Annotated in this window: 19 protein-coding genes; 6 read left to right on the top strand and 13 right to left on the bottom strand. The window is 55.3% G+C overall.

From position 1 onward, the window contains the following. Positions 1 to 262 precede the first annotated feature (262 nt). Positions 263 to 1,672 carry a D-serine/D-alanine/glycine transporter gene (gene cycA / locus AM410_RS04735; RefSeq protein WP_014168338.1) on the top strand — a complete coding sequence of 470 codons (1,410 nt, stop codon included), beginning with the start codon at positions 263 to 265 and terminating at the stop codon, positions 1,670 to 1,672. Between the two features lie 64 nt (positions 1,673 to 1,736). Here the strand turns inward: cycA and ytfE are convergent, their stop codons facing one another. Next, positions 1,737 to 2,399: an iron-sulfur cluster repair protein YtfE gene (gene ytfE, locus AM410_RS04730; RefSeq protein ID WP_014168339.1), complete on the bottom strand. Its 663-nt coding sequence runs from the start codon at positions 2,397 to 2,399 to the stop codon at positions 1,737 to 1,739. A gap of 245 nt (positions 2,400 to 2,644) precedes the next feature. On the opposite strand from ytfE, the gene AM410_RS04725 reads away from it, so the two are divergent. Continuing rightward, entirely contained in the window at positions 2,645 to 4,294 is a 1,650-nt protein-coding gene (locus tag AM410_RS04725) for a methyl-accepting chemotaxis protein (protein WP_014168340.1), read from the top strand. On the opposite strand, the gene AM410_RS04720 is transcribed toward AM410_RS04725, so the two are convergent. From AM410_RS04720 to AM410_RS04710, 3 genes are all read right to left on the bottom strand, one after another. Beyond that, positions 4,291 to 5,256: a DMT family transporter gene (locus AM410_RS04720; protein ID WP_032679428.1), complete on the bottom strand. Its 966-nt coding sequence runs from the start codon at positions 5,254 to 5,256 to the stop codon at positions 4,291 to 4,293. The two genes, AM410_RS04725 and AM410_RS04720, sit on opposite strands and share 4 nt — an antisense overlap. A 75-nt stretch (positions 5,257 to 5,331) precedes the next feature. Further along, positions 5,332 to 6,156: an AraC family transcriptional regulator gene (locus AM410_RS04715; RefSeq protein ID WP_025205813.1), complete on the bottom strand. Its 825-nt coding sequence runs from the start codon at positions 6,154 to 6,156 to the stop codon at positions 5,332 to 5,334. 81 nt (positions 6,157 to 6,237) lie between these two features. Next, positions 6,238 to 7,086, bottom strand: a complete 849-nt coding sequence (locus AM410_RS04710; protein WP_025205812.1) for an SDR family oxidoreductase — start codon at positions 7,084 to 7,086, stop codon at positions 6,238 to 6,240. A gap of 84 nt (positions 7,087 to 7,170) precedes the next feature. On the opposite strand from AM410_RS04710, the gene AM410_RS04705 reads away from it, so the two are divergent. Next, positions 7,171 to 7,557, top strand: a complete 387-nt coding sequence (locus tag AM410_RS04705; protein WP_014168344.1) for a winged helix-turn-helix transcriptional regulator — start codon at positions 7,171 to 7,173, stop codon at positions 7,555 to 7,557. Between the two features lie 44 nt (positions 7,558 to 7,601). Here the strand turns inward: AM410_RS04705 and AM410_RS04700 are convergent, their stop codons facing one another. After that, on the bottom strand, positions 7,602 to 9,545 hold the full coding sequence (locus AM410_RS04700) for a bifunctional 2',3'-cyclic-nucleotide 2'-phosphodiesterase/3'-nucleotidase (RefSeq protein ID WP_025205811.1): 1,944 nt from the start codon (positions 9,543 to 9,545) through the stop codon (positions 7,602 to 7,604). A 190-nt stretch (positions 9,546 to 9,735) separates the two neighbouring features. Here AM410_RS04700 and cysQ point away from each other — a divergent pair, with 190 nt between their 5' ends. Next, the gene (gene cysQ, locus AM410_RS04695) at positions 9,736 to 10,476 is read left to right on the top strand and encodes a 3'(2'),5'-bisphosphate nucleotidase CysQ (protein ID WP_014168346.1); all 741 of its coding nucleotides are present in this window, start codon (positions 9,736 to 9,738) and stop codon (positions 10,474 to 10,476) included. Here the strand turns inward: cysQ and AM410_RS04690 are convergent. After that, positions 10,470 to 11,027, bottom strand: a complete 558-nt coding sequence (locus tag AM410_RS04690; protein WP_014168347.1) for a YtfJ family protein — start codon at positions 11,025 to 11,027, stop codon at positions 10,470 to 10,472. The genes cysQ and AM410_RS04690 overlap by 7 nt on opposite strands. A 324-nt stretch (positions 11,028 to 11,351) precedes the next feature. Here AM410_RS04690 and AM410_RS04685 point away from each other — a divergent pair, with 324 nt between their 5' ends. Further along, positions 11,352 to 11,558, top strand: a complete 207-nt coding sequence (locus tag AM410_RS04685; RefSeq protein WP_003856054.1) for a DUF1107 domain-containing protein — start codon at positions 11,352 to 11,354, stop codon at positions 11,556 to 11,558. A gap of 78 nt (positions 11,559 to 11,636) precedes the next feature. Here AM410_RS04685 and AM410_RS04680 read toward each other — a convergent pair whose 3' ends face one another. The 6 genes from AM410_RS04680 to AM410_RS04655 all read right to left on the bottom strand — a co-directional run bounded on the left by AM410_RS04680 (position 11,637) and on the right by AM410_RS04655 (position 19,246). Continuing rightward, positions 11,637 to 12,974, bottom strand: coding sequence for a hemolysin family protein (locus tag AM410_RS04680; RefSeq protein ID WP_014168349.1), 1,338 nt, complete (start codon positions 12,972 to 12,974; stop codon positions 11,637 to 11,639). A gap of 193 nt (positions 12,975 to 13,167) precedes the next feature. Continuing rightward, positions 13,168 to 14,715 carry an MFS transporter gene (locus tag AM410_RS04675; protein WP_073397028.1) on the bottom strand — a complete coding sequence of 516 codons (1,548 nt, stop codon included), beginning with the start codon at positions 14,713 to 14,715 and terminating at the stop codon, positions 13,168 to 13,170. Positions 14,716 to 14,782: 67 nt separating this feature from the next. After that, positions 14,783 to 15,817 (bottom strand): Gfo/Idh/MocA family protein, encoded by a 1,035-nt coding sequence (locus AM410_RS04670; RefSeq protein WP_020882923.1) that lies wholly within the window; start codon positions 15,815 to 15,817, stop codon positions 14,783 to 14,785. Between the two features lie 12 nt (positions 15,818 to 15,829). Beyond that, positions 15,830 to 16,897, bottom strand: coding sequence for a Gfo/Idh/MocA family protein (locus AM410_RS04665; protein WP_032679504.1), 1,068 nt, complete (start codon positions 16,895 to 16,897; stop codon positions 15,830 to 15,832). A gap of 2 nt (positions 16,898 to 16,899) precedes the next feature. After that, positions 16,900 to 18,078, bottom strand: coding sequence for a Gfo/Idh/MocA family protein (locus AM410_RS04660; RefSeq protein WP_108647590.1), 1,179 nt, complete (start codon positions 18,076 to 18,078; stop codon positions 16,900 to 16,902). A 16-nt stretch (positions 18,079 to 18,094) separates the two neighbouring features. Further along, entirely contained in the window at positions 18,095 to 19,246 is a 1,152-nt protein-coding gene (locus tag AM410_RS04655) for a Gfo/Idh/MocA family protein (protein ID WP_032681857.1), read from the bottom strand. 193 nt (positions 19,247 to 19,439) lie between these two features. Between AM410_RS04655 and AM410_RS04650 the strand changes: the two genes are divergently transcribed. Beyond that, positions 19,440 to 20,498: a LacI family DNA-binding transcriptional regulator gene (locus tag AM410_RS04650; RefSeq protein ID WP_014168356.1), complete on the top strand. Its 1,059-nt coding sequence runs from the start codon at positions 19,440 to 19,442 to the stop codon at positions 20,496 to 20,498. Here AM410_RS04650 and msrA read toward each other — a convergent pair whose 3' ends face one another. Beyond that, positions 20,499 to 21,140 carry a peptide-methionine (S)-S-oxide reductase MsrA gene (gene msrA / locus AM410_RS04645; protein ID WP_020882919.1) on the bottom strand — a complete coding sequence of 214 codons (642 nt, stop codon included), beginning with the start codon at positions 21,138 to 21,140 and terminating at the stop codon, positions 20,499 to 20,501. Between the last annotated feature and the right edge of the window lie 59 nt (positions 21,141 to 21,199).

The following is a 21,199-nucleotide window of genomic DNA, read 5'->3' as shown; positions in this document are numbered from 1 at the left end:
AAACCTATAGTTACGACGGAATCAACATTTTATCTTGCAAACGAAACTGTTGCGTGTATTTTTGTGAGCTGTTTCGCGTTGTATGAGTGATATGACACTCACTTTAAACATATTATTAACATAATATCCAAATCATAGTATTCATCCCGCCGATTCTTACCTAATATCGATGAGTCCTTTCATGGGACCGTTATTTTTTTGACGTATTTAAAGGCCAGAAGAGCCTTAACAACACAGACAGGCATAAACAGGAAAATATCACATGGTAGATCAGGTTAAAGTCGTCGCCGACGAAGAGGCGTCGTCTGAACAGTCGCTACGGCGCAATCTCACAAACCGTCATATTCAGCTCATTGCCATCGGGGGTGCCATCGGTACCGGGCTGTTTATGGGGTCAGGTAAAACCATCAGTCTTGCCGGGCCGTCGATCATTTTCGTTTATATGATCATCGGTTTTATGCTCTTCTTCGTGATGCGTGCAATGGGTGAATTGCTGCTCTCGAACCTCGAATACAAGTCCTTTAGCGATTTCGCTTCCGACCTGCTCGGCCCCTGGGCGGGCTACTTCACTGGCTGGACCTACTGGTTCTGCTGGGTGGTGACCGGCATGGCGGATGTGGTCGCCATCACGGCCTACGCGCAGTTCTGGTTCCCGGGATTATCGGACTGGGTGGCCTCGCTGGCGGTGATTGTTCTGCTGCTGAGCCTTAACCTCGCCACCGTTAAAATGTTCGGTGAGATGGAGTTCTGGTTTGCGATGATCAAAATCGTGGCGATTATCGCCCTGATTGTTGTCGGCCTGGTGATGGTACTGACGCACTTCCAGTCTCCAACCGGCGTTCAGGCTTCGTTCGCGCATCTGTGGAATGACGGCGGCTGGTTCCCGAAAGGCATCAGCGGCTTCTTTGCCGGTTTCCAGATTGCGGTGTTTGCCTTTGTGGGGATTGAGCTGGTCGGTACCACGGCGGCGGAAACTAAAGATCCGGAGAAATCCCTGCCGCGCGCGATTAACTCCATCCCGATTCGTATCATTATGTTCTACGTGTTCGCGCTGATTATCATCATGTCCGTGACGCCGTGGAGCTCCGTTGTACCGACCAAGAGCCCGTTCGTTGAGCTGTTTGTACTGGTTGGACTGCCTGCGGCCGCAAGCCTGATTAACTTCGTGGTGCTGACCTCCGCGGCCTCTTCGGCCAACAGTGGGGTGTTCTCTACCAGCCGTATGCTGTTTGGTCTGGCACAGGAAGGGGTTGCGCCACGCGCGTTTGCCAAACTGTCTAAGCGTGCGGTGCCGGCGAAAGGGCTGACCTTCTCCTGTATCTGCCTGCTGGGCGGTGTGGTGATGCTCTACGTGAACCCGAGTGTGATCGGTGCGTTTACCATGATCACCACGGTCTCTGCGATCCTGTTCATGTTCGTCTGGACCATCATCCTGTGTTCTTACCTGGTGTACCGCAAACAGCGTCCGCACCTGCATGAAAAATCGATCTACAAAATGCCGCTGGGCAAGCTGATGTGCTGGGTGTGCATGGCGTTCTTCGTCTTCGTGCTGGTTCTGCTGACGCTGGAAGACGATACCCGTCAGGCGTTAATCGTCACGCCGCTGTGGTTCATCGCGCTGGGGCTGGGATGGTTATTTATCGGTAAGAAACGTATGGCAGGCATGCGTTAATAAAAAAGGCCACAGATGCTGTGGCCGAATGATAACCTCAGGAAGGCGCTCTCGGGCGCCTTTTTTATTCACCTGCGAGGGCACGCGGGAACAGGACGTTGTTCTCAAGACTGATGTGTTCCATCAGGTCGTCGATCATCTCGTTAATGCCGTTGTACATCGCTTTCCACGTGGTGCACGCCTCTGGTGGCGGTGTAACGTTATGGGTAGTGTGTTTAATCACTTCCAGCAGCTCGCCTGCATCATCATGTTCGCTTTCCATGACGCTGATGGGCCCCATCGCCTGGCTGCCCATACCCTGTTTGATCATCGGGAAGAGGATTTGCTCCTCTTTCATCATGTGGCTGGAAAGCTCTTCGTGAAGCAGGGTCAGGTATTTCGCCAGACCGCGCGGTACGGAAGGTTTGTCGGCGTGAACGCGCTCCACTTTTGTCGCCTGCAGGATCAGTTCAGGCAGCTGTTCGCGGTGACGGTCATGAAAACGCACGATGATATGGTCGATGATGTCGGCAAGGGCTGCAGTGCGCCAGTCTTTCTCAATAGGCTGCTCAGCCAGTTGCGCCAGCTCCGCTTCAATGAGCCCCACATCCAGCTCTTTACGCGAGGCGGCACGTGCCAGGGTTTGCTTACCGCCACAGCAGTAATCCATATCGTATTTACGAAACAGCGCGGACGCGCGCGGGATGGAGAGCGCCAGCTCGCCAAGGGGTTGGTCGCGGAAGGCCATAGCAGTTACCTCGTCATCAATAATATAAAGTGCATTTTAAATGCATCTTTAAGGCGGCGCTATAACCCTTTAGAGGGAAGGGGAAAAGTGAGAACCAGATCACAAAAAAATAATGACTTTTAACTTGCTGAATGAATGCAGGAAATTACTTTAGAAAGTTTTTTAACGTGGGGAAACAGTAAACAACTCGCCGTGCCTGCCGATATATCCACGTCAGACAAACCTGCATATAAAAAAGGCAACGCATGTTTAAACGTATAAAAGTCATTACCCTTCTTATTTCGGTGCTGCTTGTGCTCGGCATCATGCAAGTCATTTCCGCCGGCATTTTTATCAACGCGCTGAATAACGACAAAGATAACTTCACCGTCTCGCAGCTCTCAAGCCAGAATGTCGCCGAGTTTACCGATGCATGGATCAGCCTCAACCAGGCCCGCGTGACCCTGAACCGCGGCATGCTGCGTCTGCAAAGCAGCATGGCGTCTCAGATTAACGGCGGCCAGTTGAATGAACTGGTGAACACGGCGAAGAACCTGCTGGCGGATGCGCAGTCCCATTACGATAAATACTACGCTTTGCCTAATACTCCGGGTCTGGACGAGAATCTGGCTAACCGTCTGGAAGAGCAGTACCGCATTTACTCCGCCACGCTAACGCAAATGAACGTCCTGCTGGGCCAGGGCAATCTGGAAGATATGTTCAAGCAGAATGCGGAGCAGAAACAGACCGCGATGCAGAACGTGTACCGTGAATGGCGTGAAGCGCAGGCCGTCCTCACGGACAGAGGGATTAAAGACAACGAAAACGATTATAAACGTATCCTGTGGATCCTCTCTGCGGTCATGCTGCTGGTGATTGCTGTGATCGTCTCCAGCTGGATTGCGATGCGCCGCGTTCTGCTGCTGCCGCTGCAGGATGTGATTGGCCATATCCGCGCCATTGCCGCAGGGGATTTGACCCAGCCGATTCAGGCAGAGGGTAAGAATGAAATGGCAATCCTGGCGCGCAACGTTCAGGAGATGCAAACCTCGCTGGCAAACACGGTGGGCGTGGTGCGTGAAGGTGCAGACACCATTTACACCGGTGCAGGGGAAATCTCTGCGGGCAGCAACGACCTCTCTTCCCGTACCGAGCAGCAGGCTGCCTCTCTGGAAGAGACGGCTGCCAGCATGGAACAACTGACCGCCACGGTAAAACAAAACGCCGATAACGCACGTCAGGCTTCCCGTCTGGCGCTCGATGCCTCCTCAACCGCGAAGAAGGGCGGTAACGTGGTGGAAGGTGTGGTGCGCACCATGGACGACATTGCGACCAGTTCCAGCAAAATTGCGCAAATTACCAACGTAATCGACGGCATTGCCTTCCAGACCAACATCCTGGCGCTGAACGCGGCGGTGGAAGCCGCGCGTGCAGGCGAGCAGGGCCGTGGCTTTGCGGTGGTCGCAGGTGAGGTGCGTACCCTTGCCCAGCGTAGCGCTCAGGCGGCAAAAGAGATTAAAGCGCTGATCGACGATTCCGGCGAGCGCGTGAATGCCGGCTCACAGCTGGTAAACGAAGCCGGGGCGACGATGGCAGAGATCGTGAATGCGGTCACCCGCGTGACCGACATCATGGGCGAGATTGCCTCTGCCTCTGACGAGCAGAGCCGCGGTATCGATCAGGTAGGTCAGGCGGTGGCCGAGATGGATCGCGTGACCCAGCAGAACGCCTCGCTGGTAGAGGAGTCTGCGGCAGCGGCGGCCGCGCTGGAAGATCAGGCGGCACGCCTGAACGAAGCGGTAGCGGTGTTTAAAATTACCCGCAACCCGGTAGTCAACGCCGCGCCGGTGAAAAGCTACACTCCAGCGGCTAAACCTGTCGCGGCGACGTCTGAAGCGAACTGGGAAACGTTTTAACTCTCTGAGGCCGGAACGACCATCGGTTTTTCCGGCTTTGCTCTCACCGCCATCACGACCCCAACGACCAGCAATATAATCCCGCAGGCGGTTAACAGCGGCGGTACGCTCTGGCGCATCAGGAAGGTGTAAAGCAGCCCGGCCAGCGTTTCGAATACAATCAACGGCCCTAAAATCACCGTCGGCAGCTTCTGGCTGGCGATATTCCAGCACAGCGCGCCCACCCACGAGCAGAGCACCGCAATCGCCAGCATCAGCCCGACAAAGACCCACGGTCTCGGCCCGAACGGTTGAGCGAAATCCGGTTGCTGGTGGCCTAACCAGAGACAGGCCCCCACATAGCCCATAAGCGAAACCGGGAGCGTGACCAACGCCTGAGCCGTCGCCCACATCATCGGGTGTTTATCCGGGTTTTCCCGCAGCCAGCGCGCATTGCGCAGGGCATACCACGCCCAGCACACCACGGAAACGAATGCCAGCAGGATGCCAGAACCGTAACGCAACAGTGAGAAGTTCTCCAGCCCATGCTGCAGCTCGGCAATGTTGACGCAGACCAGCCCCACGGCGGTACACACCAACGCTGGTACCATTTTTGACCACGCCAGTTTCCCGTCGCGGTGGCTGTAAAGCAGGTTAGCGAAGACCGGGATCACCACGGGCAGCGTGCCGATAATCATGGTAGATACCGGTGCCCCGGTTCGCTGAATGGCGCTCGCCAGGCAAACATAATAGATAAGGTTGCCCATCATGGTCAGCGCCAGCGCGGTGAACCAGTCCTGCCGGCCGAGCTGACGCAAACGTGCACGACCGAGCCACGCCAGCGGGAGAGCAATCAGTCCCAGTGCCAGATAACGTCCGGTCGACTGCAGTATTGCCGGGTACTCCGGCACGATCAGCGGGCCGACAAAAATCAGTCCCCACATCAGACCCGCAAGCAGGGCATACAACACACCACTAATCATTTTTCCATCCACATCGGTTTATTCTGCGTTCAGTGTAGGAGGGGGAAGGGCGCGCGTATTGTATGAGGTTGCGCATCAGCGCTTAACGACCTGTTTCTGGTAGCGCACGGGGGTAATGCCATAGCGGCGGGTAAAGGCGCGAGTCAAATGGGACTGATCGGTCAGCCCGGTCGCGGCGGCGACTTCGGCGGCGGGCATGCCGTGTGTGAGAAACGCTTTGGCGCGCCACAGGCGGATAGCCATCAGCATCTGATGCGGAGTGACATGGAAATGCGCCTTGAACTGGCGCTGAAAATGGTAGGGGCTGAGTGAGACCACGTTGGCCAGCTCGTCCAGCGTCAGGGCGTGCATGTAGTTGTCGTGCATATACTCACGAACCCGTTCGAACCGGTGTGCACCTTCCCGGGTAACCGGCGCGTGGCGGGCTAACGGCTGGAAGGTCTCGATCAGATCCAGCAGCAAGCCTTTTTGCGCCAGCGGGTCGTCCGTATGCCACAGGCCATAGATAAGCCTGCCGATTTGCTGTGAGCGCAGCGGGTCATGGCGGGTTACGTCGCTAAACCACCAGTGGCGAAGGCCGGTCACCTCTTCCAGCAGATCGGGTTCAATGTAAACCATCCGGTAGCGCCAGCCGCCATCCGTCGCCGACTCCCCGGTGTGGATCTCGTCCGGGTTCATGGTCACGACGGATTTTTCCGCTGCGAGATGCTGAGTACCGCGATAGCGAAAGCGTTCGGCACCGGTTTCAATGGTGCCGATGCCGAAGGCTTCATGCGTATGAGGCTCAAAGGCGTAGTCAGAAATATGCGCGTGATAAAGCTCCAGGCCCGGCAAATGCGCCAGATGGCGAAAGCGCGCGCTGTCTCTCTCATCAATGAACTGTTCCGGTACGCCCTGCACGGTGAACCTCCTCATGAGTCATCTCTCCATTATCAGAGATGCCCCGAGGGGATGCTACAAAAAATAACCATTGTGCAACATTTACAGGATGGCTTTAATGCTCTCTGAAAGCGGTGTGGTTGGACGCCCGATCAGTTTGCTCAGCGTATGGCTGTCATCAAACAGACCGCCTTTAGACGCGCCCACATCGGAGTCCGCCAGCATATCCGCCAGCCCGGCAGGCAGGCCAACGCCCTTCAGCGCCGCGGCAAAATCCGCCTCGCTCATGTTCTGATACGCCACGTTTTTGCCGCTCTGTTTGCTGAGTTCGGCCGCCAGTTCACTCAGCGTCCAGGCGTGGTCGCCGGCCAGCTCGTATACGTTGCCTGCATGGCCGTCCCCGGAGATGACTTTTGCCGCAGCAGCCGCGTAATCCGCACGGGTGGCAGAGGCGATTTTGCCTTCACCGGCCGCGCCAATAAATACGCCATGCTCCAGCGCGGGCGGTGCGCTCGCCAGATAGTTTTCGGTGTACCAGCCGTTACGCAGCAGGGCGTAAGGGATGCCGGACTCCGCCAGCGCCTTCTCCGTCGCGACGTGTTCAACGTGCAGGCCCAGCGGCGATTTATCCGCATGCAGCAGGCTGGTATAGGCGATGAATTTCACGCCAGCGGCTTTGGCAGCATTAATGACGTTCTGATGTTGGGTGGCGCGCTGACCTACTTCGCTGGAGGAGATCAGCAGCAGCTTATCTACGCCTTTAAGCGCGGAGGTCATTGTGCTTTCGTCAGCGTAATCCCCCTGACGAACGGTAATTCCCTGCTGGCTCAGGGCTTCAGCTTTTGCCGGATTGCGGACAATCGCCACAATCTGGTTTGCCGGTACGGTGTTTAACAGCTGTTCGATAACGAGCTGGCCAAGCTGGCCGGTTGCGCCGGTAATTGCGATCATGATGAATCCTCTTCGTGTTTGTCTGGTGTTGTGGCACACTAGCACCATAGCTAACTTTTAGTAAGTACGTACATAAAGGTAAGTATGAAAACAACGATACCGACACTCAGCGAACAAATGCGCGATGGCAACCTCTTCGCGGAACAGTGTCCTTCCAGAGAGGTTCTCAAACATGTCACCAGCCGCTGGGGCGTGCTGATTCTGGTGGCCCTGCGGCAGGGAACCCACCGTTTCAGCGACCTGCGCCGAAAAATGGGGGGCGTCAGCGAAAAGATGCTGGCCCAGTCGCTACAGGCGCTGGAACAGGACGGGTTTGTGAATCGCGTCTCGTATCCGGTTGTACCACCGCACGTTGAGTATAGCCTGACGCCGTTAGGGACAGAGGTGAGTGAGAAAGTGGCCGCGCTGGCGGACTGGATAGAAGTGCATACGCCGCAGGTGATGGCGAACCGGGAAGAACGCGCGGCGTAAAGGCAGGCCGGGTAAGGCGAAGCCGCTACCCGGCACACACCGCGTTACTTGCTTAAATCCACCTGATAAATGGCGAAGCCAATATCATCCGTTGCAACTTTCTTCATCGGATAGTGGGCTTTATCGTTAATAAACGCCGCCGCTTTATCGGACGGTGAAGTTTCAAAACGGATGTCCAGCGGCGTGTCGCTGTGAATGGGAGCCAGGCGCCAGTTGTTGTCCACTGCCGGATGAATGCCCCCCGCTTTTTTGGACTCCGCGCTGATCCACGCCGCCAGCACCGAGCGATTCTCGTCCGGTGAGGCAAAGGCAATATGGCTATCTCCCGTGCCGGCAAACTTGCCGCCGTAGGCGCGGTAGTTATTGGTTACCACCAGGAAGGTGGCATTCGGGTCGATGGCTTTGCCCTTAAAGGTCAGGTTTTTGATGCGCTCGGCCTGCGGGTTAATGACCTGGCATTCGCCGTCATATTTTGCAGGCTGGGTAACATCAATCTGATACTCCACGCCGTCAATCACGTCAAAGTTATAGGTCCGGAACCCGTCCCAGTTAATCAGCGACTGCGGCTTGCTGCTGTGCGGATCAATCTGGTTAAACTGCCCGGCGGAGCACTCCAGCCACGCTTTCACCTCTTTGCCCGTCGCTTTGACCACCACCAGGGTGTTCGGATAGAGGTAGAGATCGGCGGCGTTACGGAAGGTCAGCTGGCCCTTTTCGACTTCAACGTAGCTTGCCGGGTCATTCTTACGCCCGCCCACTTTGAACGGTGCCGCGGCCGACAGCACCGGCAGTTTTGCCAGGTCCGGGTCGCCCTGAATAACGTGTTCGACATAGGCTTTTTGTGCCATGTTAACCACCTGGACAGTCGGGTCATCCTGCACCAGCGCCAGGTAGCTGTACATGTTATCGGCGGATTTACCGATCGGCTTGCTGACGAAGTCGCGGGTGGCGTCGTGGTCATGCTTCAGCACGTCGACCAGTTTTTTATCTTCGGCGGCGAGTGATTTTTTAGCCGCAGCGTCGTAAATCGGGCGCGCCTCTGCTTTTGACTGAGTGACCTTCCAGTTGCCGCCGTCGTTATTGAGGACCAGATCCACCACACCAAGGTGGTCGCCCCACATACCCGGCATCACCGACGGCACGCCATTGAGCGTCCCTTTCTCGATGTCTGCACCCTTAATGTTGGCAAAGTCCTTACCCGGGAAGACCGCGTGGGCGTGGCCGAACAGAATCGCATCGACGCCCGGGACTTCACTCAGATAATAAACGGAGTTTTCCGCCATGGCCTGATACGGATCGGCGGAGAGTCCCGAGTGCGCAACCACCACCACCAGATCTGCGCCTTTTTCGCGCATTTCCGGCACGTATTTGCGCGCAGTTTCGGTAATATCGTTAACGGTCACTTTACCGTCGAGGTTGGCTTTATCCCAGGTCATGATTTGCGGCGGTACAAAGCCGATATAGCCGATTTTAAGCGTCTGTTTTTTACCGTCCTGATCGACAACCTCGGTCTCTTTAATCAGATAGGGGGTAAAGAGCGGCTTCTGCGTCTTAACGTCGATGATATTGGCGTTAACGTACGGGAATTTCGCGCCAGCCAGCGCATCGTGCAGGTACTTCAGGCCGTAGTTAAATTCGTGGTTGCCCAGGTTGCCGACGGTATAGTCCAGGGTGTTCATCGCTTTATACACCGGGTGGATCTCGCCTTTCTTCAGCCCCTTCGCCGCCATATAGTCCCCGAGCGGGCTACCCTGAATGAGATCGCCGTTGTCGACCAGTACGCTGTTTTTAACTTCATTGCGGGCGGCAGCGATCAAACTTGCCGTGCGTACCAGTCCGAATTTTTCCGTCGGGGTATCTTTGTAGTAATCGAAGTCCATCATGTTGCTGTGCAGGTCGGTAGTTTCCAGAATTCGCAGGTCTACCGTCGCCGCCTGTACGCTCACTGCAATCAGCGTCGCCAGGAGCGTTGCGCTAAACTTAATCATCAGAGGAGTCCTTTTTTCGATCCAGGCCACAAAAGAGTATGTATCTATAGCGTGTTGCTTACAGAAATGTGAATCCTGACAGAAAAAAGCGCCATGAAACCAGAATTGCTTCACAGATAGCGGAATTGTTCCCATTACGATATAACTAAAACAAAGAGTTAACCCCACTGCGTTAACAAAGAGGTGGAGAATGTTAGATAAGATTTGTCAGCTCGCACGGGATGCGGGAGATGCCATCATGCAGGTGTATGACGGTGCAAAACCGATGGAGGTCGTCAGCAAGGCAGATGACTCTCCGGTCACCGCGGCAGATATCGCGGCTCACAAGGTGATCCTGCAAGGGCTGCAGGCCTTAACGCCGGATATCCCGGTCCTGTCAGAAGAAGCGCCGCAGAGCTGGGACGAGCGTCAGCACTGGCAGCGTTACTGGCTGGTGGACCCCCTCGACGGCACCAAAGAGTTTATCAAGCGTAACGGTGAGTTCACCGTCAACATCGCGCTGATTGAAAAAGGCAAAGCGGTGCTTGGGGTGGTATACGCGCCGGTGATGAAGGTCATGTACAGCGCTGCAGACGGTAAGGCGTGGAAGGAAGAGTGCGGCGTGCGTAAGCAGATTCAGGTGCGCGATGCGCGTCCACCGCTGGTGGTGATCAGCCGGTCGCACAGCGACAGTGAACTGCAGGAATATCTGCAACAGCTGGGTGAACACCAGACGACCTCGATTGGTTCATCACTGAAATTCTGTCTGGTGGCGGAAGGCCATGCCCAGCTCTACCCTCGCTTTGGGCCAACGAACGTCTGGGATACCGCGGCAGGGCATGCGGTCGCCACGGCCGCCGGGGCACATGTTCATGACTGGCAGGGTAAGCCGCTGGACTACACCCCGCGCGAATCCTTCCTTAACCCCGGCTTCCGCGTCTCTATTTATTGAGCCAGCAGTTTGTGCAGCAGGGCGACAACCTGCTGCACCTCTTCCTGGGTTAATGCCCCGTCTTTCACCCACTGCACGCGGCCGTCTTTATCCAGCACGATGATTGCGGAACTCTCTTCCTCCAGCTGCCACGCCTTACGCGTCACGCCGTTGCTGTCGACAATAAACTGCGACCACGGATAGAGTTTTTTATTGCTCTCAAGGCTTGAACGCACAAACATTCCGGAGCCAGGAATGGCATCGTCAGTATTAACGATCGTGGTGGTCTGGTAGCGGTCGTGTGGGAATTTTGCGGCCTTGATCGCTTCCACCAGGTTGGCATTTTTCTCTTTTGCGGATGTACGACCGGCAATATGTTGTACAACTCTCACTTTGCCTGCGAGCTGCGCGCTATTCCACGCTTTGTAGCTAAACTTATCATTGTCGAGAATCAATTCTCCCCGGTCAGCAATGCCGACTGGTGGTACTCGTTGTCCTTTTTCAATCGCGTGAGCGCTAGCCCACAGGGGCAGAAGCAGGCAGGCTGCTGCAAGGATAGTACGTAGGGTCATGGTGTTTCCTTATTGTTTGCAGGTGATCCGACCACTTGGTCATACGCTTTTAATCATAAGTGCGATCAATGTGGTTTTCCCGCAATCCCGATGCCAGTTTGCGGGTGAACGCACATATCCATGAAAAAACGACGGCTTATACTGCCCTGAGTGAAGCTTTGCAAAGATTATTCTGAATAATTGTAATCAAACGGTAAATAAACTTATGCATACTGGGTAACACCGTAGTTCTGGTCTATAGTTCTTGGGCAACAAAATTTGCGCTCAGGACAGTCGGGCCGATTGTGGCACCGCAAGAGCGTATGATTCGCAGGAGATACAAGAATGAAAATTTTCCAACGCTACAACCCGCTTCAGGTGGCGAAGTACGTGAAGATCCTGTTCCGTGGACGGTTGTATATCAAGGATGTTGGCGCTTTTGAGTTTGATAAGGGCAAGATCCTTATCCCAAAAGTGAAGGACAAGCAGCACCTGTCTGTGATGTCTGAAGTCAACCGTCAGGTTATGCGTCTGCAAACTGAGATGGCTTAATCACCGTGCTATGCAGTAGTTAAAAACGCAGTTGATAAAAAAACGGCTCCCGATGGGAGCCGTTGATGTTTATGGACCTTACGCCGACACTTTCTCTTCTGCGTCAGGCATCCGCGGCACCAGCACGGTCGGTTTATTATCGATACGCGTCACCAGCAGCTGGTCGATGCGGTAGTTATCAATATCCACCACTTCAAACTTGTAGCCAGAGAACTTCACCGAGTCGGTACGTTTCGGGATTTTTCGCAGCATAAACATCATAAAGCCGCCAATGGTCTCGTAATTACCTGACTGCGGGAACTCGTCGATATCCAGCACGCGCATGACATCGTCAATCGGCGTACCGCCGTCGATAAGCCATGAGTTCTCGTCACGCTGAACAATCTGCTCTTCCAGCCCCTGGCCAACCAGGTCGCCCATCAGCGTGGTCATCACATCGTTGAGGGTGATGATGCCCACCACCAGCGCGTATTCGTTCATGATAACGGCAAAATCTTCACCGGCCGTTTTGAAACTTTCCAGCGCTTCAGAGAGGGTGAGGGTATCCGGAACAATCAGGGTATTGCGGATCTGAACGCCGCTGTTGAGCGCCAGGCTCTGGTTAGCCAGCACGCGGTTCAGCAGGTCTTTCGAGTCCACATAACCGATGATGTGGTCGATATCTTCATTACAGACCAGGAACTTGGAGTGCGGGTGCTCGGCCACCTTTTGCTTCAGGCTCTGCTCGTCTTCGTGCAGGTCGAACCAAATCACGTTTTCGCGTCCGGTCATGGATGACGGTACGGTACGGGATTCCAGCTCAAACACGTTCTCAATCAACTCGTGCTCCTGCTTGCGCAGCACGCCCGCCAGGGCACCCGCTTCGAAGACCGCATAGATATCATCAGAGGTGATATCGTCTTTTCGCACCATCGGAATTTTAAACAGGCGGAAAATGCTATTGGCCAGGCCGTTGAAGAACCACACCAGCGGACGGAACAGGAACAGGCAGAAGCGCATCGGGTTGATGATGCGCAAAGCCACAGCTTCTGGCGCAATCATACCGATGCGTTTCGGGGTCAGATCAGCGAAGAGGATGAACAGGCCAGTCACCAGCGAGAAGGAGAGAATAAAACTCAGTTGCTCGGAGAGTTCAGGTGAAAAGTAGCGTGCGAAGAGGCCATGAAATACCGGTGAAAATGCTGCATCCCCCACGATACCGCCCAGGATGGCGACCGCGTTCAGGCCAATCTGCACCACGGTGAAAAACATTCCCGGATTTTCCTGCATTTTGAGTATGCGTGATGCGTTAACGTTGCCTTCGTCAGCAAGCAGTTTCAGTTTGATTTTACGGGAGGCGGCCAGCGAGATCTCGGATATCGAGAAAAATGCACTGACGGCAATGAGACAAAGTATCACTAAAATACTGTTTAACATAGTTTATCCGGCTTCAGCCAGATCCTCGGAAGGGAAGTTAATTACATTTGTGTGAAGACACATAGAACGTCAGCTCGTAGCGTTGAGCTGATTATTTCAGCGGGTAGTATAGCGTAAAGGCGTGTAAATCTGCCAGAGGTCACATTTTGGCATAAAACCGGCCGGACAGCGAAGCGCTGCCCGGTACGTACGGCTATTTTACGGCGGATAAACTGGCGTTTCCTGCCGCCCGGCGCGTGGCATCCCCTCCCCACACCTGGTCATACTCATAGCCGGTGAGCTGTTTGATCACCACGCGGGTGTTGGCGTCGCAGTCGCGATAATCTCCGCCCAGCTTGCGGCGCGCAATCTCCTTCAGCAGCAGCTTGTGCGTCTCGCGGGTCAGTTTAAATTTGTAGGTCGTGAAGAAGCTCACGGCCAGAAGGGCCGCCGTCGCGAAAATCAGCAGGCCGATAATGGCCCCCAGCGCGCTTTCAGGCTGTGCGCCGCTGCCCTTCACAAACCCTGACTCCTGCAGCACCAGGCCGATGATCATAATGGCAATCGCCACGGTGCTTTTGCGGGTCAATACCATCACCCCGGCAAAAATCCCTTCGCGGCGCTGCTGCGTTACAATCTCATCGATATCAGGGATGAAACTGTAGATATTCCACGGGATGTAATAAAGACCAGAGCGGGCGGCACCGAGCAGGATAAAGACCCCCGAGAACAGCAGCGTTGGCACCTGCGTTTTGGTGAGGTAGACCGTAAACAGGAATACCAGCACGGCGAAGATACAGCCATACGAGAGGCGCAGCGCGGCGGACGGCGTGATATTCAGCCGGTTCAAAAGCAGCATAAATCCGTACGTGCCTGGTACCGAGGCAAAGGCGGCAATGCTCAGCCAGCCCGACACGGCCGCCGCATCCTGGCTCAGACAATAAACGACATAATAGGTAAAGACCGAGCCGAAGACGTCCATCGCAGTAAACGAGAAGATATAAATAATGATATGCAGGCGGAATGCGCGGATGCGAAAGGACGAAAAGAGGTCCAGTACCAGATATTTCAGATGATTGGCTACCCCGCTGCTGCGCTGGTTATCTATCTTAAAATCGGACTCCTGATGCACATCTTTCGCTTCCCAGGTGGTGTACCATGTAATAAACACCGCAAGGCAAAAAATGCAGGAAAATATCAGTCCGGTGAGCGTATAGGTAAACGGATTGTCTTTCCCGGTGAACTGCATAATGACGCCGGGGACGGAAACGGCAAGGAACCCCCCAAGCTGAGAGCAGATCATGCGCACCCCTGAAAGTCGGCTGCGCTCTTCGTAGCGGTTCGTCATTTCTGCGGCCAGCGTCTCCCACGGCACCAGCACCATCGCCGACAGCAGTTCAATCGAGAGATAGGTTCCCAGGTAATACCAGTACCCCATATCCGTCAGCCACAGCAGGGCATACAAAAACATTAACGGGGAACTCAGTAATAAAAAGAAACGGCGACGGCCAAATTTACGGCCAAGCCAGGTACCCGCAAAATTATCAGTGATATAACCCATGATCGGGCTTAACAGCGCATCAATGACGCGGGCGATAGCAAATATAGAGCCCGCTTCAATAACAGACAGCCCGCAATAGGTCGTGTAAAAAAATAACAGCCAGGTGCCGATAATGGCGAAAGCGCCTCCGCCAAACAGATCGGTTATGCCGTAGCCAAGCGCCACGCCATAACCAACTCTACGTTCAGTTGGTTTGACCATAATAATATCCAGTGTAGGGTAATGATTAACCCGTTTTACGGGGCGTATTTTTATTAACGTCTGGAATTCAAATTACGTTCTGGTTGTTGATATTTATCCATTGTCTTGTTTGAGATGACCGATAAATAGCCTCCACAAGGGTGAGTGATTTTCCGGCGGTACGGATATCGATATAGTCTCTGTTTTCCGGATGATGAACGGCAGTATAAAACCGGTGGATCGCCTGCTGATGACCCAGCCCCCAGTAGCTTTTTACCGTGCCGTCGGGGGAATCATCGCTTGCCAGTTTTAACCGCTCACCCGGTGTGACGCGCCAGAGAGTGTTGTCATTCAGCAGCAGCGAGCCGTGTTCACAGTGGATCTCCAGCAGGAGAGGGGCGTCCGTGGTGTGGCAATTGCTGGCATAAAACAGGCCGCGGGCGCCGTTGGCGAAGTGTAGCGTGGCCATTGCGCTGTCTTCGCCTTCGGTCACGTCTGCCAGCTCACCGCTATCCACCACGCCTTTCACTCGCGTCACGCCTTCACCGAACCACTGCATCAGGTCGAGCGTATGGATTGCCTGGTTGATCAGCAGACTCCCGCCTTCTGTTGCCAGCCGACCGCGCCAGGGGCTTTGCGTGTAGTAAGCGCCCGCGCGTGACCATGTGAGTACTGCCCTGATGCTGAGCATTTTCCCCAGCTGTCCATGGCCTAACTCCTGCCGAATACGCTGGCTGGTGGGGTTGAGCCGGTTCTGATAGCACACGCCGAGCAGGCTCTGAGCCCGATCGGCGGCACGGGTGATATCAATGAGTTCACGGGTGTTCATGCCCACCGGCTTTTCGCAAAAAACATGCTTCCCGGCGGCAAGTGCCGCCAGAATCATCTCTTTATGCTCGAAATGGGGCGTACAGATGTGTACCACGTCGATGGCATCATCCAGCAGCATTTCCCGGTAATCCTGATAAAAACGGCATTGATAGTCTTTCGCCAGCGCCAGTCCTTTAACGCTGTCGATGTCGACCAGCGCACGCAGTGCGACGTTGGGTATCTGGCGCAGGGCATTGACATGGCAGCCATGAATCGCCCCGCCGCCGATGATAGCGGTATTCAGGATAGTCATCTTCGGCTCCCCTTAACCCGCCGCGTTGGCGAGCATTTGAGCCTTCACGCAGAGCTCCGCAGCCTTGAAGGCGTGCGCCTGCGTCATGGCATTTTCAGTCCGATGGAGACAGTCGAGGATCAGTTCGCCAAAGAACGGGAATCCGACCTGGCCTGCCACCGGATAACGGAACTCCCCCTCTTTATTGACGAGATAAACCACATCCTGCTCGCCACGGGTTAAATCGACGTATTTGCGGATTTCGATGTAACCCTCGGTGCCGAGCAGCGTCAGTCGTCCGTCACCCCATGTGGACAGCCCGTCCGGGGTAAACCAGTCGCAGCGGAAGTAGCCGCTGGCGCCGTTTTCGCCTTTGAGCATTGCGTCGCCAAAATCTTCAAAGGCGGGGTACTGCGGGTGTTTAACGTTCCGGACCTGGCTTGCTATCACGGTGGCATCGCGGTTGCCGGTGTAAAAAAGGAACTGCTCAATCTGATGGCTGCCGATGTCACACAGGATGCCGCCGAAGTATCGCCGATCGTAAAACCAGTCTGGCCTTCCTTCGCCTTCACGGTGTGGGCCTGTCCCCAGCGTTTGTACCACGTCGCCGATGGCACCTTGCTTTACCAGTTGACCGGCAAAGACAGCACTCTCAACATGCAGACGTTCGCTGTAGTAAACCGCGTATTTCTTACCGGTTTTTTCAACCATCGCTTTGGCATCTGCCAGCTGTTCAAGGGTGGTGAGCGGCGCTTTGTCGGTAAAGTAATCCTTCCCCGCCGCCATCGATTTCAGCCCCAGCGCACAGCGCTCAGAGGGGATGGCGGCGCCTGCCACCAGACGCACCTCGTTATCGGCGAGGATCGCCTCCAGCGAATCCGCCACTCTGGCCTGCGGATACTGCTGGATAAATTTATCCACTCTGGACGGATCGGGATCGTAAACCCATTTCAGCGTGGCGCCGGCTTCAATCAGCCCGTTACACATTCCATAAATATGCCCGTGGTCGAGCGCGGCAGCGGCAAAGACAAACTCACCTTCCCGGACAACGGGCTGAGGTTTGCCGACTGGCGCGTAGTTCATTCCGTCATGTTTATTCATCTTCAGATTCCTCGATCCAGATCTTTACCCAGGGGGATAGCGCCCACTTCGCTGAAGTTGGCCACGCTTGTGGATTTCTCATGAAAACGGGGGGCGAGGGTGTTAATCCCGCCGGTACGGTAAAACGGATCGTCACGTGGAATGGGGAGCGAGACCACGGTGCGGGTGATGGCAGATTTATAAATTGCGGTAATCAACTCCAGCGAGCGTTTTCCCTGTAATCCATCCACCAGCGGAGCCGTGCCGCGTTCAATACTCAGCAGCAGGTCGTTAATCTGCCCGGTATGCAACGTCCACGCGAGTGCTGGTGTCTGCGCAAAAACAGCGTTGAGCTGTGCTTCCCGCTGCTGGTCGTGAGTTTCCTGAGGAAAACCGTTATCAGCACTCACGCTGGCACAGGCTTGCCAGGGGGCAGAGATGCGCGCGCGCTCGCCCTGGATGACGATCGTCTGATCTTCGCCGTGATGCACCACCGAGGCGGTAAGCTGCGTGAGTGCGCCGCTGGGATATTTGAATATTGCGGCGCTGAGGTCTTCCACTTCGGCATTGTCATGCGCCACGTTGGTCATCATCGCCACCACCTCGGATGGAAACCCGAGCATCCACTGAATAGCGTCGATATGGTGAACCGCGTGATTGAGCGTGCAGCCGCCCCCCTCTTTTTCCCAGGTGCCACGCCACCACAGATCGTAATAGCAGTGGCCGCGCCACCAGAACGAATCCACCTGCGCATGGCAGATTTTGCCCGCGAGGCCGGAATCCAGCGCTGCTTTTAAGCGCCAGAAGGCATCGGTAAAGCGATTTTGCGCAATGATGGAGAGCGTTTTACCGCTGGCCTGCTGAGCCGCAATCATCGCGTCGCACTCCTCAAGCGAGGCGGCCATCGGCTTTTCACACAGCACATGACACCCGGCCTCCAGTGCATCAATGCTGATCTGTGCGTGGACATACGGCGGGGTGCAGACATCGACGATATCGACGTCTGGCTCGGATGCCAGCATCTGCTGATGGCTCTCATACACGCGGGCCTGCGTCAGGCCATAGCGCGTTTTTTTCTCGTGCGCTTTTTCCGGGTAGATATCCACCAGCGCGACAATCCGGCAGCGCTGACCAAACTGCAAATAACCCTGAATATGGTTATGTGAGATATTGCCTGTACCTACAATGGCGATATTTAGCATCGTGTCGTCTCCGGAGTTACCAGGTGCCTGAGGCATCAAGCGTCACGTTTATGGCCTCTTTAGCAACTGAGGTGCTGATGCGTTGCTGGAGCAGGCGCAAGTAGTGTTTCTCGTTGATCGGCAGTTCGACCCAGTCGTCAGTCCAGGTGGAAAGATGCATGGCATTGGAGAGCGTCAGGCCGTGGATCCCGTCCAGGCCCGGCGCAATCAGCGGTTCACCGCGCAGGATGGCGGCGCAGAAGTTTGCGGTAATGACATGATGTTCGCTGCATTCGGCGGCGACAGGAATGTCGACCTCCCAGCATTCAGGCTCCCCAAAACCGTTTTGCCAGCGGGCGTTAAACGCGGTTTCGGACTCACGTAGCCGCCAGTAGCGAAGCCGTCCCTCTTCGACGACCACTTTGCCGCGATCCCCGACGATCTCCAGGCGATTTGTCCCCGGCGTTTCTGCCACGGTAGTGATAAATACACCGGTAGCCCCATTGGCATACTCGGCATAGGCGGTGACCTCGTCTTCCACTTCAATGTCACGATGTTTGCCGAACTGGCAAAACGCGCGCAGACGGACCGGCATGCCCACCAGCCACTGCCAGAGATCGAGCTGATGCGGATCCTGGTTGAGCAAGACGCCGCCGCCTTCTCCTTTCCAGGTCGCGCGCCAGCCGCCGGAGTTGTAGTAGCTCTGCGAGCGGTACCAGTTGGTGATTATCCAGTTAGAGCGGCGGATCTCGCCCAGCTCACCGCTGTCGATAAGATCCTTAACCTTCCGGTAGAGCGGGTTTGGTCGCTGGTTGTACATGATGCCAAACACCACGTCGCACTCGCGCGCGCAGGCGTTCATCTCCTGCACCTGCGCCGTATAAACGCCTGCCGGTTTTTCACACAGGGTATGAATGCCGTTACGCATCGCCAGCATCGACAGGCGCGGATGTTCGTAATGGGGCGTGGCGACAATCACCGCGTCGATAAGCCCGCTCTGGATCATCTCCTGGGCATCACTGAACAGGGGAATGGCCCCCACCAGCTGGCGAATGGCCGGGTGTTTTTCCGGCGCATTGTCACAAACTGCCGTCAGGCAGGCGTCATTGACCGTACCCGCGAGTAAATAACGTGCGTGGACCGTACCGATATTACCTATACCAATAATGCCAAAACGTACCTTCTCCATGTCACACCTTAATTTCAGTTGAAAAGAAGTGATGACCGGAAAATAGGAAAGGCGAGGCGTAGCGACAATGTGTTTTTGTGAGAATACTCGCAAGGTGAATAAGTAATCTCCAGGCTTTCTGAAATTTGGTTTTAAAATCAAAAGGCTGTTTCTGCAAATATTTGCAAAAACTGATTGAGAGCGAGGTCACACTATGCCGGGCAGGTTAAAAATGGAGGAGATCGCGGCCCTCACGGGATATTCCGTTAGCACGGTGTCGAGGGTATTAAGCGGCAAGTCATATACCAGCGATAAAGCCCGGGATGCGATCGTTCGCACCGCACGAGAGCTGGGCGTGCTGGAGTCCATGGCCAGTGGACGGCTGTTGATTAACGGTATTGCCGTTTTTGCTCCGGAAAGAACCTTTCAGGGGCGCGGCGATATTTTTTATCTTGAGGTGACCAAAGGGATTGCTGAGGCCTGCTCGCCACACAATGTGTGGGTCAGCTGTTGCGGATTAGAAGAACAACACGCCGATGTAAAATTATTTATGGAAAAGGCCAGCCAGAAGAACATCAACGCGATAATTATTATTGGTACTGATGATGCCACCATATTTAAACTGGCCAGCACGCTCAATAAACCCTGCGTCTTAATTAATTCCGTGGACCGGGAGCGGGTACTGGATTCGGTATCACCCGATCACCGGGCGATTGGCTTCACCGCCATGCAGTATCTCTTTGAACAGGGGCATCGGCGGGTCCTGACGCTGACCTGCCTTCGGCGAGATACGCTTTACGCTCGTCTGGATGGCATTAAAGAGGCGTATCGCCATTTTCACGTCGCCTTTGAGCCGCAGCGTGATTTACTCGTGACGGAGTGGTTTACCGCAGACGAAGCCGAGCGGGCGCTGGATGAGTGGCTGCTGAGTCATGACAGAGCGCAGTGGCCAGAGGTGATTTTCCCAAACAGCACCAGCATGACCGAAGGTGTGGTGAGGGCATTAACCCGCCACGGGCTGCGCGTTCCGGAAGACATCTCTCTGATTACCACCGATTTTGCCTGGAATTTAGCGCACCGGCTGGAAAAACCGGTCACGGGGGTCACGGTGCCCTGCCGCGAACTGGGGATTGAGGCCGTGCACCTGCTGCAGACCCGCCTTAACAGGCCGCAGGCACCGGTTTTTAACCTGCTGTTGCAGGGAAAAGTCATGAATTATGGGTCGGTCAGTAATGCCACGCGCCACGCGGCTCGCGTGGCGCTAGACCAGTAATCAGGCCAGCTGTGGCGGCAGGCAGACGCCGATACCCCCGATACCGCAGTAGCCGTACGGGTTTTTATGCAGGTACTGCTGGTGGTCGTCTTCCGCATAGTAGAACGGTTTGGCAGAGGCGATTTCCGTGGTGACCTCGCGGTTGTCACCGGCATCGTGCATCGCTTTCTGGAAGCGCTCAAGGCTTGCGCGGGCGGCCGTCTCCTGCTCAGGAGTGAGAGGGTAGATAGCCGAGCGGTACTGGGTGCCGTGGTCGTTACCCTGACGCATGCCCTGGGCCGGGTCGTGGTTTTCCCAAAACACCTGCAGAAGTTGCTCATAGCTAATGACGGCAGGGTCATACACCACGCGTACGGCTTCGGCATGACCGGTCTCGCCAGAGCACACTTCGCGGTAGGTTGGGTTTGGCGTATACCCCCCCGTGTAGCCCGCCGCGGTGCTGTAAACGCCGGGGAGTTGCCAGAAGAGGCGTTCTACGCCCCAGAAGCAGCCCATGGCGAACAGGGCGATTTCCATTCCATCAGGAACGTTTGTCATTGAATGGCCATTCACGGCGTGTAAGGTCGCCACAGGCATAGGGGTGTTGCGTCCCGGTAATGCATCAGCTTGTGAAACAAGATGCTTTTTGTCGAATAAACTCACGATGGGGGCCTCCCGGGCTGCGATGTTTCGGTTAAGGTTGTCACGAAGCGTTTAATTGA

Origin of the sequence: Enterobacter cloacae complex sp. FDA-CDC-AR_0164, assembly GCF_003071645.1 — a bacterium.
GTDB classification, from domain to species: Bacteria; Pseudomonadota; Gammaproteobacteria; order Enterobacterales; family Enterobacteriaceae; genus Enterobacter; species Enterobacter ludwigii.
The sequence above is the reverse complement of the archived record's forward strand: the minus strand, read 5'-3'. Positions and strand labels throughout refer to the sequence as shown.